Origin of the sequence: Arthrobacter sp. NPDC058127 (genome assembly GCF_042884555.1) — a bacterium.
In the GTDB taxonomy this organism is placed as follows: Bacteria; Actinomycetota; Actinomycetes; order Actinomycetales; family Micrococcaceae; genus Arthrobacter.
In genome coordinates this window covers 424627-439387 of record NZ_JBHVTT010000001.1, presented here as the reverse complement: position 1 = coordinate 439387, position 14761 = coordinate 424627, and the positions used below count along the sequence as shown (strand labels likewise).

Here is a 14761-nt window from a genome sequence, read left to right as displayed (position 1 = left end):
TGCGGGAAGGGCCGGGGAATATTTCGCTTGAAGCCGAAGTATTCCCTGGCCGGCATGTGAGTTTCAGGCATGCCTCAACTCGTGAGAAACTAACCCGGTGACTCAAACAATGGTGCCCGTAATCTTTGATCTGGACGGCACCCTTGTCGATCCTGCAGGTGGCATAACCGGTGGCATCGCCGCGGCCCTGCGCGAAATGGGCCTCCGTGTCCCGGAACAAGCAGTGCTGGACTCCATGGTCGGGCCCAAGCTCAGCGACTCCCTGGAGCACATTGCCGGGGTTCCCGCGGCAAAAGTCGACGAAGTCATTGGCCTTTACCGTGGTTACTACCGTTCTGTGGGAATCGGCCAAAGCCGGCTCTATCCCGGTATCCGTGAGCTCCTGGAGTTCTTCGCGGAGTCGCGGCGGCCGGTTGCCGTGGCCACCCAGAAACCCCAAGGCTTGGCGCACGTCGTGTTGGAGCACCACGGCATTGCCGATTTCTTTGCTTCCATTTGCGGTGCCTCGGACGACGAATCAATGGCGGCCAACACAGCTCCGGGCAAAGTGGCAATTGTCGGTGCGGCGCTGGCCACGTTGCGTTCCCAGCCCGCGGTGATGGTCGGGGACCGCCATCAGGATGTTGCCGGTGCGATGGCCAATGGCCTTGACTGCATTGGGGTCAGCTGGGGATTTGCGCCCGACGGCGAACTTCAGGAGGCAGGCGCCGTCGCCGTCGTGGACACCGCGGAGCAGCTGCTGAAGAAGATCGAAGAACTTGACGCTGTCCGCGCGGCGGCCCTGAGCGAGGTGCAGAACGATGGAAGCCTTTGATGTCATCCGCTGGACCACGCGCGGACTGATTTCCAGCACCTGCCGGCCCACGGTCATCGGGCTGGAAAACGTGCCCAAGGAAGGGCCCTTCATTGTGGCCCCGAACCATTTGTCCTTTCTGGACAGCGTGATTGTCCAGGCCTTGATGCCGCGCCCGGTGGGCTTCTTCGCCAAGGCCGAGTACTTCACCACCAAAGGCTTCAAAGGCCGCGCGATGAAGGCGTTCTTCGAGGCTGTCGGATCCATTCCGGTGGAACGCGGAGAGCAGGCGGCCAGTGTGCAGGCCCTCAAGACCCTCCTGGACATCCTGGAGAACGGCCGGGGCATCGGCATCTATCCGGAGGGGACGCGCTCCCGCGACGGCTTGCTGTACCGCGGGCGCACCGGGGTCGGCTGGCTTGCCCTGACCACGGGGGCACCCGTCGTGCCGGTTGGCCTTATCGGCACGGACAAGTTGCAGCCGGTGGACCGCAACACTGTCCGCCCGCAGCATTTCACCATGAAGGTGGGCGAGCCGCTGTACTTCGAGAAGACAGGCCCGGACCATTCCCTGCCTGCCCGGCGCGAAGTGACGGACAAGATCATGGATGCCATTGCGGTATTGAGCGGCCAGGAACGTTCCACCAGCTACAACCAGAGCAAATCCGCGGGGTAACTCTCCGCGAAGCCGGTGCGTACAGGGTGACGTCTTTCCCTTACTAGACTGGATCTGTGGCAGATCCAGCGAGTTATCGACCCCAGGCGGGAGAAATCCCCACCACCCCCGGTGTCTATCGGTTCCGGGATCCGCACGGCCGTGTCATCTATGTGGGCAAGGCGAAGAACCTCCGCTCCCGGTTGAACTCATACTTCGCCAACCCTGCGGGCTTGCTGCCGAAGACGCATGCGATGGTGCACGCGGCCAGTAGCGTCGAGTGGACGATGGTGGGCAGCGAGCTTGAGTCGCTTCAGCTCGAATACACCTGGATCAAGGAATTCAAGCCCCGCTTCAACGTCGTCTTCCGTGATGACAAGACTTATCCGTACCTTGCCGTGAGCATGGGGGAGAAGCTCCCCCGGGTCCAGGTCATGCGCGGGGAGCGCCGCAAGGGAACCCGCTACTTCGGACCGTATACGGCCGGCGCCATCCGCGAAACCATGGACACCTTGTTGCGGGTCTTTCCGGTCCGTAGCTGCAGTCCCGGCGTGCTGAAGCGCGCCCAAGCCAGTGGCCGGCCATGCTTGCTCGGCTACATCGACAAATGCTCGGCCCCGTGTGTCGGGCGTGTCACCGCCGAAGAGCACCGGGCCATCGCCGAAGACTTCTGCTCGTTCATGGGCGGCGAAGCGAAACGCTTCATTACCCGCCTCGAAAAGGACATGGGCGCCGCCGTCGCCGAGTTGGACTACGAGCGGGCCGCGCGGCTCCGGGATGACATCATCGCCCTCCGCAAAGTGTTCGAGCGCAACGCCGTGGTGCTTTCCGAAGACACCGACGCGGACGTCTTCGCCCTGCACGACGACGACCTCGAGGCGTCCGTGCAGGTATTCCACGTCAGGGGTGGCCGGGTGCGCGGCCAGCGGGGCTGGGTCGTGGAAAAGGTCGAAGACGCCACCACTCCGGAGCTCATCGAGCACCTGCTGCAACAGGTCTACGGAGAGGACAGCGACAACCAGGGCCGTATTCCGCGCGAAGTCCTCGTGCCGGAGATTCCGAGCAACCATCACGAACTGCTGGAATGGCTCGGTGGCCTCAGGGGCGCCAAGGTGGATATCCGGGTGCCGCAGCGCGGTGACAAGGCCGCCCTCATGTCCACCGTCCGAGAAAATGCCGAGCAGGCCCTGAAGCTCCACAAAGTCCGGCGCGCCGGCGATATCACCGTCCGCTCGCAGGCGCTGCAGGAACTGCAGGAAGCCCTCGAGCTTCCCGTGCCGCTGCTCCGGATCGAGTGCTACGACATTTCCCATGTGCAGGGCACCAACGTGGTTGCATCCATGGTGGTGGTGGAGGACGGCCTCCCCAAGAAGGCCGACTACCGGAAGTTCTCCATCACCGGCGCGGCGGCAACAGACGATACCGCTGCGATGCACGACGTCCTTACGAGGCGCTTCAGGCACTACTTGCAGGATAAATCCGCCCAGCTTCCCAAGAGCGGAGAAGTTCCGAACCCCGGTGTCGGGGAGCCGCCGTCGTCGTCGGACGATGCTGCCGTCACGGGAGCCAAGGCGAGATTCGCCTATCCGCCCAACCTCGTGGTCGTCGACGGCGGGCAGCCCCAGGTGAATGCGGCCGCGCGGGCACTCGCGGAACTGGGGATCGACGACGTCTACGTCGTGGGCCTCGCCAAGCGGCTCGAAGAAGTCTGGCTGCCGGACAGCGACTTCCCGGTGATTCTGCCCCGCACTTCGCAAGGACTCTACTTGCTCCAGCGCATCCGCGACGAGGCCCACCGTTTCGCCATCACCTTCCACCGGCAGAAGCGTGGAAAGGCCATGACGGTGTCCGCGCTCGACGGCGTTCCCGGCCTCGGCGAAGCAAAACGGAAGGCGCTCGTGGCGCATTTCGGCTCCCTCAAGAAAATCAAGGCAGCGACGGCACTCGAACTCACAGCCGCGAAGGGGATCGGCCCGGCATTGGCGGAAGCCGTCGTCAGCCATCTGGCGGCGGCGGGCGCCTCGGGCGAGGCCGCTCCGGCCGTGAACATGACCACCGGCGAAATCCTTGAAACTTAGCTAGGGTAATAGGCGGACCCCTCCTGAAGAGGTCCGCCTTTGGACCATCCCAGAAACTTTGGACCATCTCAGAACGGGGAAACTTGATGTCAGAGCCAACAGCAGGATCCGGCGCGGAGCAGGACGGTCTCGTACCCGTCAAGCCTGTCGAAGCGGAACTGCTGGTGGTGACCGGCATGTCCGGAGCAGGCCGCAGCACAGCGTCGGACGCCCTGGAGGACCACGGCTGGTACGTCGTCGAAAACCTCCCGCCGCAGATGCTGGGGACGCTGGCGGAAATCGTCTCGCACGCACCCCAGTCCATCCCGAAGCTTGCCGTCGTCGTGGACGTGCGCAGCAAAGGCCTCTTCACCGATATCAGGACGGCGCTCGGCGCCCTCAGCGCCAGCGGAATCACCTTCCGCGTCCTCTTCCTCGATGCCAGCGACAACGTCCTGGTACGGCGCTTTGAGCAGGGCCGCCGCCCGCACCCGCTCCAAGGCGGTGGACGGATCCTGGACGGCATCGCGGCGGAACGCGACGTCCTGAAGGAACTCCGCGAATCGGCCGACGTCGTCCTGGACACGAGCACATACAACGTCCACGGACTGGCGACAGCCATCACCGAACTTTTCACCGACACAGGCCCTGTGGCACTGCGCTTGAACGTCATGAGCTTCGGCTTCAAATACGGCCTGCCCGTGGACGCCAACTTCGTGGCGGATGCGCGCTTCATCCCCAACCCGCACTGGGTTCCGCAATTGCGACCGCACACGGGGCTCGACGCCGACGTCAGCGACTATGTGCTGGGCGCCGCGGGCGTGAAGGACTTCGTTGACCGCTACGTCCTTGCCCTGGAGCCTGTCCTCGATGGCTATCGGACGGAAAACAAGCACTACGCCACCATTGCTGTCGGTTGCACAGGCGGCAAGCACCGTTCAGTCGCGGTCGCCGTCGAACTCTCCAAACGGCTCGCGCAATATCCTCGCGTCACTGTCACCACAAGCCACCGCGATCTGGGTCGCGAGTAATGGGGGTCCTTACCGGACCCCTGCCGCTGGTTCCACCGAAGGGCACCCCAGGCAGCCAACCTGCCAAAGGCCCCACAGTAGTGGCACTCGGCGGCGGACACGGGCTTTCAGCATCATTGTCGGCGTTGCGGCTGCTGACCTCGGAGCTCACCGCGATTGTCACGGTTGCCGACGACGGCGGATCCTCCGGGCGGCTGCGCGAAGAGTACGGCGTCCTTCCGCCCGGCGATCTTCGAATGGCGCTGAGCGCCCTTTGTGACGACACGGATTGGGGGCGCACCTGGCGGGACGTCATGCAGCATCGCTTCAAGACCCCGAGTGGTCGCCAAGGCTCCTTGGACGACCATGCCATGGGGAACCTGCTCATTGTCACCCTCTGGGAGCTTCTGGGCGACGCCGTCGCGGGACTGAAATGGGCGGGCGCGCTCCTGGGTGCCCGCGGCCAGGTTCTTCCGATGTCCACCCAGCCACTGAACATCGAGGGTGACGTCAGGGTGCCCTTGCCCGGGGGCGGGTACGAGTTCCAGGCCGTCAAGGGCCAGGCCAAGTGCGCCGTTGCCGGATCCCTCGAAAACGTCAGGCTCTTTCCGGAGGACGCGCACGCCTGCATCGAAGCGCTGACGGCCATCGAGCTCGCGGACTGGATCATTCTGGGTCCCGGCTCCTGGTACACGTCCGTGTTGCCGCATTTGCTGCTGCCCGAAATGCGCCAGGCCTTGTGCGACACTCCTGCCAAACGCTGCCTCACCATGAACCTCGCCATGGACACCAAGGAAACCTCCGGGATGTCCGCCGCGGACCATCTGGATGCCTTGCGACACTACGCGCCGGAGTTCAGCGTGGACGTCGTCCTGGCCGATCCCTCCTCGATATCGGACCTCAAGGAATTCGAACGGGCTGCCGGGATGATCGGTGCGGAGGTGGTCTTGGGTAAAGTGGGGGCGTCGAGCCGCCGTCCAGTCCACGACCCGCTGCGTCTGGCATCGGCTTATCACGATATCTTCGGGAATAGTTAGGAACATGCGATGGCACTGACCGCATCGGTCAAGGAAGAACTTTCCCGGCTGGACATCAAGAAGTCGTCCGTCCGCAAGGCCGAAGTTTCGGCCATGCTGCGCTTCGCCGGCGGACTGCACATCATTTCGGGCCGTATCGTCATCGAGGCAGAGGTGGATCTCGCCTCCACTGCACGAAGGCTGCGCGCCGCGATCGCCGAAGTCTACGGGCACCAGAGCGAGATCATCGTCGTCTCCGGTGGTGGCCTCCGGCGCGGTAGCCGCTATGTTGTCCGCGTAGTGCGCGACGGCGAAGCCCTGGCCCGCCAGACCGGCCTCCTGGATGGCCGCGGACGGCCCGTACGTGGCCTGCCGTCCGCCGTCGTCAACGGTTCGGCGTCCGACGCGGAGGCCGTGTGGCGCGGCGCCTTCCTGGCTCACGGTTCCCTCACCGAACCCGGCCGGTCCTCTTCGCTTGAGGTCACGTGTCCCGGGCCGGAATCTGCGCTTGCCTTGGTTGGGGCTGCCCGGCGCCTCGGCATCCAGGCCAAGGCCCGGGAAGTGCGTGGCGTGGATCGCGTGGTTATCCGTGACGGCGACACCATCGCCGCGCTGCTCACCCGGATGGGTGCCCATGACGCCCTCATGGTGTGGGAAGAGCGCCGCATGCGGAAGGAAGTCCGTGCCACGGCCAACCGCCTCGCGAACTTCGACGACGCCAACCTGCGCCGCTCGGCCCAGGCCGCCGTCGCGGCCGGCGCCCGGGTGGACAGGGCCTTGGAAATCCTGGGCGACGACGTTCCGGACCACCTTAAGTACGCCGGTGAACTCCGCGTGGCGCACAAGCAGGCCAGCCTCGATGAACTGGGCCGGCTTGCCGATCCGCCCATGACCAAGGACGCCATCGCCGGGAGGATCCGCAGGCTGTTGGCCATGGCGGACAAGCGGGCCGGGGATCTGGGCATCCCGGGCACCGAGGCAAATGTGACCCCCGAAATGATGGACGAATAAAGCCCTCGCCCTAGAATCGTCAGGGTGTAGATTTCCGGCCGGTTCGCCGGTCGGATGAACAAAACGAGAGTTACCAACCGGACCCCGGTCCACTACATTGGAGGATTTCGTGACAGAGTACGTACTGCCCGAGCTCGGCTACGACTACGCAGCACTTGAGCCGCACATTTCGGCGAAGATCATGGAGCTGCACCACAGCAAGCACCACGCTGCCTATGTAGCAGGCGCCAACAACGCTTTGGCCCAGCTGGCCGAGGCCCGCGACAAGGGCGACTTCGCCAACATCAACCGCCTCTCCAAGGACCTCGCGTTCCACACCGGCGGCCACATCAACCACTCCGTCTTCTGGAACAACATCTCCCCGGACGGCGGCGACAAGCCTGAGGGCGAGCTGGCGGCGGCCATCGACGACGCCTTCGGCTCCTTCGATGCATTCCGTGCACAGTTCTCCGCAGCCGCGCTCGGCCTGCAGGGATCCGGCTGGGGCTTCCTCGCCTACGAGCCCATCGGCGGCAACCTCCTCATCGAGCAGCTCTACGACCAGCAGGGCAACGTCGCAGTGGGCACCACGCCCCTGCTCATGCTGGACATGTGGGAGCACGCTTTCTACCTGGATTACGTGAACGTCAAGGCTGACTATGTCAAGGCTTTCTGGAACATCGTCAACTGGGCCGACGTCGCAAAGCGCTTCGAGGCGGCCCGCGCGAACGCCACTGGACTGATCGTTCTCTAGGGAACTCCGCCCCGAATCGGTGAGTGACGCGGAATACACAGGGATGTAACAAACTTCACATTCAGGTGAATTTCGCCCAAATACCGGATTGTCTGCCCCCGCAGTTGCGGGGGCAGACGTAGTTAAACGTAAGATGGGTCACGGAAGGCGGTTAGCCTTCAGCAACGTGGCTGGTCGCCCTCCGATCTGATAATCACTTCTGCCCAATGATGTGCGGGAATTGTTAGTTGGAATCAAGATCCGACTCACTAGGTGTGCTTGCAAGAGCACCAAGGAGACTGAAATAGTGACCACCCGTATTGGTATCAACGGCTTTGGCCGCATCGGCCGCAACTACTTCCGCGCAGCACTCGCCCAGGGTGCAGACCTCGAAATTGTTGCGGTCAACGACCTCACGAGTCCCGAGGCACTTGCCCACCTTTTGAAGTACGACTCCGTCGGCGGCCGCCTGACCGAGTCCGTCGAAGTCAAAGAGGGCAACCTCATCGTCGACGGCAACATCATCAAGGTCCTTGCAGAGCGCGATCCTGCGAACCTCCCCTGGGCCGAACTGGGCGTCGACATCGTCATCGAGTCCACCGGCTTCTTCACCAAGGCCGCCGCGGCACAGAAGCACATCGATGCAGGTGCCAAGAAGGTCCTGATCTCCGCTCCGGCTTCGGACGAAGACATCACCATCGTCATGGGCGTCAACCACGAGCTCTACGACCCCGCAGCACACCACATCATTTCCAACGCTTCCTGCACCACCAACTGCCTCGGTCCGCTGGCCAAGGTCGTCAACGACGCCTTCGGCATCGAGCGCGGCCTCATGACCACGGTCCACGCCTACACGGCAGACCAGAACCTGCAGGACGGCCCCCACAGCGACCTTCGCCGTGCCCGCGCCGCAGCGATCAACATGGTCCCCACCTCCACGGGTGCCGCCAAGGCCATCGGCCTCGTCCTTCCGGAGCTCAAGGGCAAGCTGGACGGCTACGCCATCCGCGTTCCGGTCCCCACGGGTTCCGCCACGGACCTGACCGTCACGGTTTCCCGCGAAGTGACCGTTGAGGAAGTCAACGCTGCACTCAAGGCAGCTTCGGAGACCGAGCAGTTCAAGGGCATCCTGAGCTACACGGCAGACCCGATCGTCTCTTCGGACATCGTCGGCGACCCCTCTTCTTCGATCTTCGACTCCGGCCTCACCAAGGTCATCGGCAACCAGGTCAAGGTTGTTTCCTGGTATGACAACGAATGGGGCTACTCCAACCGCCTCGTTGACCTCACGGAGCTCGTCGCATCCAAGCTGGGCTAGGGTAGACACATGACATCTCACACCCTCAACGAACTGATCGCTGAAGGTGTCCGCGGGCGGTACATTCTTGTCAGAAGTGACCTGAATGTGCCGCTCGACGGCTCTACAGTGACCGACGACGGCCGCATCAAGGCCTCCCTCCCGGTCATCGAAAAGCTCTCGGACGCCGGTGCCCGCGTGCTCGTCACGGCCCACCTGGGACGCCCCAAGGGCTCTCCCGAGGCCAAGTATTCGCTCAAGCCCGCAGTAGCGCGCCTTGCGGAGCTCGCGCCATTCAAAGTCCAGCTCGCGGAAGACACCGTTGGTGAGTCCGCCAAGGAATTGGCCGGGTCCCTGGGCGACGGAGACGTCCTGGTCCTGGAGAACGTCCGCTTCGACGCCCGCGAAACCAGCAAGGACGACGCCGAGCGCGGCGCCTTCGCCGATGAACTCGTGGCGCTGACCGGCGACAACGGTGCCTTCGTGGATGACGCCTTCGGCGCTGTCCACCGCAAGCACGCCAGCGTCTACGACGTCGCCACCCGGCTCCCTTCCTACCAAGGGGACCTCGTGCACACCGAGGTGGAGGTTCTGCGCAAGCTCACCACGGACACCCAGCGCCCGTACGTCGTGGTTCTCGGCGGCTCCAAGGTCTCGGACAAGCTCGCGGTGATCGACAACCTCCTGGGCAAGGCTGACACGATCCTCGTCGGTGGCGGAATGCTCTTTACGTTCCTCGCGGCGGCCGGTCACAAGGTGGCGGGCAGCCTGCTTGAAGCCGACCAGATCCCCGTGGTCCAGGACTACCTCAAGCGCGCTTCCGACGCCGGTACCGCCTTCGTCATCCCCACCGACGTGGTTGTGGCCAGCCGCTTCGCCGCGGACGCTGAACACGAGGTGGTCGCCGCGGACGCGATCGAGGACAGCTCGTTCGGCGCCTCCGGGATTGGCCTGGACATCGGACCGGTATCCGCCGCGGCTTTCGCCGAGCAGATCAAGGCCGCCCAGACCGTGTTCTGGAACGGCCCCATGGGCGTCTTCGAATTCGAAGCCTTCTCGGGCGGCACCCGTGCCATCGCCCAGGCTTTGACCGAGACACCGGCATTCACCGTGGTTGGCGGCGGCGACTCCGCCGCGGCCGTCCGGACCCTCGGCTTTGAGGACTCCCAGTTCGGACACATTTCCACCGGCGGCGGCGCCAGCCTGGAATACCTTGAAGGCAAGGATCTTCCCGGCCTGAGCGTTCTGGACCGCTAAGGCTACACGGCCGGCGGGGCGCCCTTCCTTGAAGGCAAGCGCCCCGCCGGCTTTCCCTATCTCAACGCATCTTTGGAGCACACGTGACAACTTCTGCCAACGGAAACTTCATCCGCAAGCCCTTCATTGCCGGCAACTGGAAGATGAACATGGACCATGTCCAGGGCATCACCCTGCTGCAGAAGCTGGCATGGACCCTCTCCGACGCCAAGCACGACTACAGCCGGGTGGAGGTTTCGGTCTTCCCGCCGTTTACCGACCTCCGCGGTGTGCAGACCCTCGTCCAGGGCGACGAGTTGGACGTAGTCTACGGCGGACAGGACCTCTCGCAGTTCGACTCCGGAGCGTACACCGGCGATATCTCCGGCCAGTTCCTCAACAAGCTTGGTTGCGCCTATGTCCTGGTGGGCCACAGCGAACGCCGCACCATCCACAACGAGGACGACCAGGTGCTGAACGCGAAGGTCAAAGCCGCCTTCCGTCACGAGGTCACCCCGGTCCTCTGTGTCGGCGAGGGTCTTGAGATCCGCCAGGCCGGCACCCACGTGGAGCACACGCTGGCCCAGCTGCGCGCCGGCGTCGAGGGCCTCTCCGCAGACCAAGCGGGCGAACTGGTTGTCGCGTACGAGCCCGTCTGGGCCATCGGGACCGGCGAAGTCGCAGGTCCCGAAGACGCGCAGGAGATGTGCGCCGCGATCCGTTCAGAGCTTGCATCCTTGTTCGACGATGCAGTGGCTGCCAAGACCCGCCTCCTCTACGGCGGTTCGGTCAAGGCCAACAATGCGGCAGCGATCATGGCCGAAAGCGACGTCGACGGTCTGCTGGTGGGTGGCGCGAGCCTGGACCCCGCCGAATTTGCTAACATTGTCAGGTTCGAGAGCCACCTCAGCGCGGCTTAGTCCGTTTTTAGGTTCCGCTCCCGTTTTCCGTTCTTCTGAAAGGCCGTCGTGGACGTTCTTCAAGTCATTCTGCAGATCCTGCTGGGCATTACCAGCCTTCTGCTGACGCTGCTCATCCTCCTCCACAAGGGGCGTGGCGGCGGGTTGTCCGATATGTTTGGCGGTGGCATGAGCTCGGGGTTGAGTTCGTCAGGTGTCGCAGAGCGAAACCTCAACCGCTTCACCATCGTCTTGGGCTGCACTTGGGGCGTCGTGATCATTGGACTCGGCCTCATCATGCGTTTCACCGCCGGCGGAGACTCCTAGCACTGCCGTCGTCGGGATCCTCCCACTAGACTAGGCTGCATGGCCTTCACCGCCATGCAGCCGAACTCTTAAGGGGATCGACGATGGTTCATGGTACTTCTGGATTCCGGGGCACCCGGGCTGGCGTCACAGCTGGATCGGCCCCGAGAAACCAACCGGACTCGGTAGTCGGCGAAAGCTTGCCGCGTATTCGTGTTCCCTATTGGTGCGCCAAGGGACATGAAACGCGGCTTGTTTTCGTTAAGCTTCCGGAAGATCAAATTCCGCTTCGCTGGGACTGCCCGAAATGCGGTCTGATTGCCGTCCGCGAACAGGGCGAGGCCACGATGGAACGGGCAGACGACGAGGTCTTCAAGAGCCACCTGGATTACGTTAAAGAAAGACGCTCCAGCCAGGACGCGGAGATCGTCCTGGCCGGAGCGCTCAAGCGGCTACGCGCCCGCGGGGTCCTTGCGGACGAGCTGCTGGGGGACACGTGAGGCTGCGTTTTCGTCGATGAGCCATAGGGTCCTCGACCGGCCACTAGGGCCGGAAGCGGGAACCTGGACCGGGTTGGCCCCCGCGAGGGCCAGTCCCACGGCTCCGGCCTTGTCCTCGCCTGCCACAACCATCCAGATTTCCTGGGCGGAGTTGATGGCTGGCAACGTTAGGGAAATCCTCGACGGCGGTGGCTTGGGGGAGTTCTCGACCCCCACCACGGTGCGGTCCTGCACGCGGATACCGGCCTGCTCGGGGAAGAGCGAGGCGATGTGCGCGTCGGGACCCACTCCGAGCAACAGGATGTCGAATCGAGGCAACTCGCCGGCCTCCTCCGGACGATTGTCCGAAGTATCCGCGGCGTGCTCGGCTTCGGCAGCAGCCTTGAGCCGGGCAGCGTAGTCCGCTGCGGCGTCATCCGCCGTGGCGAACTCGTCCGATGAGCCCGGTTCGTGCACGCGGGCCGGATCCACCGGCAGGCTGGAAAGCAGTGCCTCATGCGCCTGCACGGTGTTGCGGTCCGTGCTGTCCTTGCCGACGAAGCGCTCGTCACCCCACCAGAAGTTCACGCGGGACCAGTCAACGGCGGGCGCCGCGGGCGAGTCGGCAACGGCTTTCAGGGTGCCGATACCCACGGTTCCGCCGGTGAGGACCACCGTGGCTTCGCCGTGCTTGTCCTGCACGTCCACCAGCTTGGTGATGAGCCGTGCTGCGATCGCGGCCATAAGGACGGCGGAGTCGGGATGGATGCTTACTCTGGGGTCAGCGCTCACTGGGACGGTCACTCCTTGCTATTGGTTCGGGGCAGTCCCATAGTAATCACTTCTCCGAAGACATCGTCCGGATCAAGGCGGCGCAGCTCTTCGGCGAGGCAGTCGCGGAGGCTGCGGCGCGGCAGTGAAATCCGCTGGGCGGGCTGGCCCGGCTGGGTCAGTTCCGCAACGGTGAGGCCGGGACGGATGAGCTGGACGTCCCCGGTGGCGCGGCTCAGCCGTACCCGGCGGATGCCGGTTCCTGCCGGGTCGGCGACGATCTGGACCGGCGCGTCGAGGAACAGCGTGAGCCAGGCGGCCAGCAGCAGGGTGCTGGGGGAGTCCGAAGCGCCCTCGACGGCGATGGCCGTGACGGGGGATTCATCCACCTGGTCCAGGGCTGCCGCGAGCTGGAGGCGCCAGTTGGTCAGGCGTGTCCAGGCGAGGTCCGTGTCGCCTGCCCGGTACGTTTTCCGGATCCGGGCGAGCGCTGCCGCGGGGTCGGGCTCGTTTGCGGAGTCCGTGATGCGGCGGTGCGCGATCCTGCCGATGGAGGTCTCGCAGGCGTTCTCGGGGGCTCCGTGCGGCCACCAGGCCACGATCGGCGCGTCCGGGAGCAGCAGCGCCGCGACGAGCGATTCGCTTTCCTTGGCGAGTTCACCGTAGCCGCGCAGGACGATGACCTCTGATGCTCCGGCGTCGCCGCCCACCCGGATCTGGGCGTCGAGGCGGTTGGGCGCTTCGCTTCCCGCGTCCGCGAGGACGATGATGCGGCAGGGGTGCTCCCGGCTGGCCTCGTTGGCGGCCTCGATGGCTTCTTCCTCGAGGCCGGACTTGGTGACGACCACGAGTGTCAGGACGCGTCCGAGGGCGATCACACCTCCCTGCTCGCGCAGGGAGGTGATCTTCTTGGAGATCTTGGAGGTGGTGGTGTCGGGAAGATCTACGATCATGGCCTTCTCCAGGTTCGTCCGTCGCGGGCAAGCAGCTCATCGGCCGAGGCCGGGCCCCAGCTGCCGGGAGCGTAGGGTTCGGGTTGTTCGTCGAGTCCGGCCCAGTATTCTTCGAAGGGGTCCAGGATCTTCCAGGACTCCTCGACTTCCTGGTGCCGGGGGAAGAGCGGCGGTTCACCCAGCAGCACGTCCAGGATGAGGCGTTCGTACGCTTCGGGGCTGGACTCGGTGAACGAGTGTCCGTAGCCGAAGTCCATCGTGACGTCGCGGACTTCCATCTGCGTTCCCGGTACCTTGGAGCCGAAGCGGATGGTGGCGCCCTCGTCGGGCTGGACACGGATGACCACGGCGTTCTGGCCGAAGTCGTCCTCGCCGTGGCCGCGGAAGAGCAGGTTGGGTGCCCGCTTGAACACCACGGCGATTTCGGTGACGCGGCGGCCCAGCCGCTTGCCGGCCCTCAGGTAGAACGGTGCCCCGGCCCAACGCCGGGTGTTGATGTCCAGGCGGATGGCCGCGTAGGTTTCCGTCTTGGAATCGGCGGGAATGCCTTCTTCCTCCAGGTAGCCCTGCACGAGCTCGCCGCCCTGCCAGCCGCCGGCGAACTGGCCGCGGGCGGAGTGGGTCGAGAGATCGTCGGGGAGCCTGACCGCTGCGAGGACCTTTTCCTTCTCGGCACGCAGGTCATCGGCGTTGAAGGAGATGGGCTCCTCCATCGCCGTCAGGGCCAGCAGCTGCAGCAGGTGGTTCTGGATAACGTCGCGTGCCGCGCCGACGCCGTCGTAATACCCTGCCCGGCCACCGGTGCCGATGTCCTCGGCCATGGTGATCTGGACGTGGTCAACGTAGTTGGCGTTCCAGAGCGGCTCGAACAGCTGGTTGGCGAAGCGCAGCGCCAGGATGTTCTGGACCGTCTCCTTGCCCAGGTAGTGGTCGATGCGGAAGACCGCGTCCGGCGGGAAGACCGACTCCACGATGTCGTTGAGCTTGCGCGCGGACGCCAAGTCGTGGCCGAAGGGCTTCTCGATGACCACCCGGCGCCACTGCCCGTCGCCGGCCTGCGCGAGCCCGTGCTTGGAGAGCTGTTGGCAGACCTGCTCGAACGCCTTGGGCGGAATGGACAGGTAGAAACCGTGATTGCCGCGGGTGCCGCGGGTCTCGTCCAGTTCGTCAAGGGTGGCGCTGAGGCGTTTGAACGCCTGGTCGTCGTCGAACTCCCCCTGCACGAAGCGGATGCCCTCGGAGAGCTGGTTCCAGACGGCGTCGTCGAACGGGGTGCGGGAGTGCGCCTTGACGTTCTCCTTGACTTCGTTCGCGAAGTCCTCGTTGCTCCAGTCCCGCCGGCCGAAGCCGACGAGCGCGAAGCTCGGCGGCAGCAGCCCGCGGTTGGCGAGGTCGTAGACCGCCGGCATGAGTTTCTTGCGGGCGAGGTCACCGGTGACTCCGAAGAACACCAATGACGAAGGCCCTGCGATGCGGTTCAGGCGCCGGTCCCGAGGATCCCGGAGGGGATTGCGGTGGCTTGCCTTTCCCGTGGACCTGTAACCGATTTCAGTTTCTGGCATGTTT

15 protein-coding genes are annotated in these 14761 nt (G+C 64.5%); 12 read left to right on the top strand and 3 right to left on the bottom strand.

Annotated features, from left to right (window positions below; genetic code table 11):
- The first annotated feature begins 97 nt into the window (after positions 1 to 97).
- The 12 genes from ACFVTG_RS02095 (at position 98) to ACFVTG_RS02040 (ending at position 11492) form a co-directional block, all read left to right on the top strand.
- Positions 98 to 814 (top strand): HAD hydrolase-like protein, encoded by a 717-nt coding sequence (locus ACFVTG_RS02095; protein ID WP_284752769.1) that lies wholly within the window; start codon positions 98 to 100, stop codon positions 812 to 814.
- Complete coding sequence (locus ACFVTG_RS02090) at positions 801 to 1469, top strand: lysophospholipid acyltransferase family protein (RefSeq protein WP_284752770.1); 669 nt, start codon at positions 801 to 803, stop codon at positions 1467 to 1469. Before ACFVTG_RS02095 ends, ACFVTG_RS02090 begins: the two co-directional genes overlap by 14 nt.
- A 56-nt stretch (positions 1470 to 1525) precedes the next feature.
- Positions 1526 to 3526 (top strand): excinuclease ABC subunit UvrC, encoded by a 2001-nt coding sequence (gene uvrC, locus ACFVTG_RS02085; protein ID WP_390277549.1) that lies wholly within the window; start codon positions 1526 to 1528, stop codon positions 3524 to 3526.
- Positions 3527 to 3612: 86 nt separating this feature from the next.
- Positions 3613 to 4536 (top strand): RNase adapter RapZ, encoded by a 924-nt coding sequence (gene rapZ / locus ACFVTG_RS02080; protein WP_284752772.1) that lies wholly within the window; start codon positions 3613 to 3615, stop codon positions 4534 to 4536.
- Complete coding sequence (yvcK, locus tag ACFVTG_RS02075) at positions 4536 to 5552, top strand: uridine diphosphate-N-acetylglucosamine-binding protein YvcK (RefSeq protein ID WP_284752773.1); 1017 nt, start codon at positions 4536 to 4538, stop codon at positions 5550 to 5552. Before rapZ ends, yvcK begins: the two co-directional genes overlap by 1 nt.
- A gap of 9 nt (positions 5553 to 5561) precedes the next feature.
- Entirely contained in the window at positions 5562 to 6542 is a 981-nt protein-coding gene (whiA, locus tag ACFVTG_RS02070; RefSeq protein WP_133202987.1) for a DNA-binding protein WhiA, read from the top strand.
- A 109-nt stretch (positions 6543 to 6651) separates the two neighbouring features.
- On the top strand, positions 6652 to 7275 hold the full coding sequence (locus ACFVTG_RS02065) for a superoxide dismutase (RefSeq protein WP_059389282.1): 624 nt from the start codon (positions 6652 to 6654) through the stop codon (positions 7273 to 7275).
- Between the two features lie 286 nt (positions 7276 to 7561).
- On the top strand, positions 7562 to 8572 hold the full coding sequence (gene gap / locus ACFVTG_RS02060) for a type I glyceraldehyde-3-phosphate dehydrogenase (protein ID WP_284752774.1): 1011 nt from the start codon (positions 7562 to 7564) through the stop codon (positions 8570 to 8572).
- A gap of 9 nt (positions 8573 to 8581) precedes the next feature.
- Positions 8582 to 9808: a phosphoglycerate kinase gene (locus ACFVTG_RS02055; protein WP_284752775.1), complete on the top strand. Its 1227-nt coding sequence runs from the start codon at positions 8582 to 8584 to the stop codon at positions 9806 to 9808.
- A gap of 83 nt (positions 9809 to 9891) precedes the next feature.
- Entirely contained in the window at positions 9892 to 10707 is an 816-nt protein-coding gene (gene tpiA, locus ACFVTG_RS02050; protein WP_284752776.1) for a triose-phosphate isomerase, read from the top strand.
- A gap of 48 nt (positions 10708 to 10755) precedes the next feature.
- A complete protein-coding gene (gene secG, locus ACFVTG_RS02045) occupies positions 10756 to 11013 on the top strand; it encodes a preprotein translocase subunit SecG (protein WP_059389278.1) in 258 nt (85 codons plus the stop codon).
- Positions 11014 to 11096: 83 nt separating this feature from the next.
- Positions 11097 to 11492, top strand: coding sequence for an RNA polymerase-binding protein RbpA (locus tag ACFVTG_RS02040; protein ID WP_284752777.1), 396 nt, complete (start codon positions 11097 to 11099; stop codon positions 11490 to 11492).
- Here the strand turns inward: ACFVTG_RS02040 and pgl are convergent.
- The 3 genes from pgl to zwf are packed head-to-tail and all read right to left on the bottom strand — an operon-like array spanning position 11445 to position 14757.
- The gene (gene pgl / locus ACFVTG_RS02035; protein ID WP_284752778.1) at positions 11445 to 12263 is read right to left on the bottom strand and encodes a 6-phosphogluconolactonase; all 819 of its coding nucleotides are present in this window, start codon (positions 12261 to 12263) and stop codon (positions 11445 to 11447) included. The two genes, ACFVTG_RS02040 and pgl, sit on opposite strands and share 48 nt — an antisense overlap.
- An 8-nt stretch (positions 12264 to 12271) precedes the next feature.
- Positions 12272 to 13195, bottom strand: a complete 924-nt coding sequence (locus ACFVTG_RS02030; RefSeq protein ID WP_284752779.1) for a glucose-6-phosphate dehydrogenase assembly protein OpcA — start codon at positions 13193 to 13195, stop codon at positions 12272 to 12274.
- Complete coding sequence (zwf, locus tag ACFVTG_RS02025; protein ID WP_284752780.1) at positions 13192 to 14757, bottom strand: glucose-6-phosphate dehydrogenase; 1566 nt, start codon at positions 14755 to 14757, stop codon at positions 13192 to 13194. Before zwf ends, ACFVTG_RS02030 begins: the two co-directional genes overlap by 4 nt.
- Positions 14758 to 14761 lie beyond the last annotated feature (4 nt).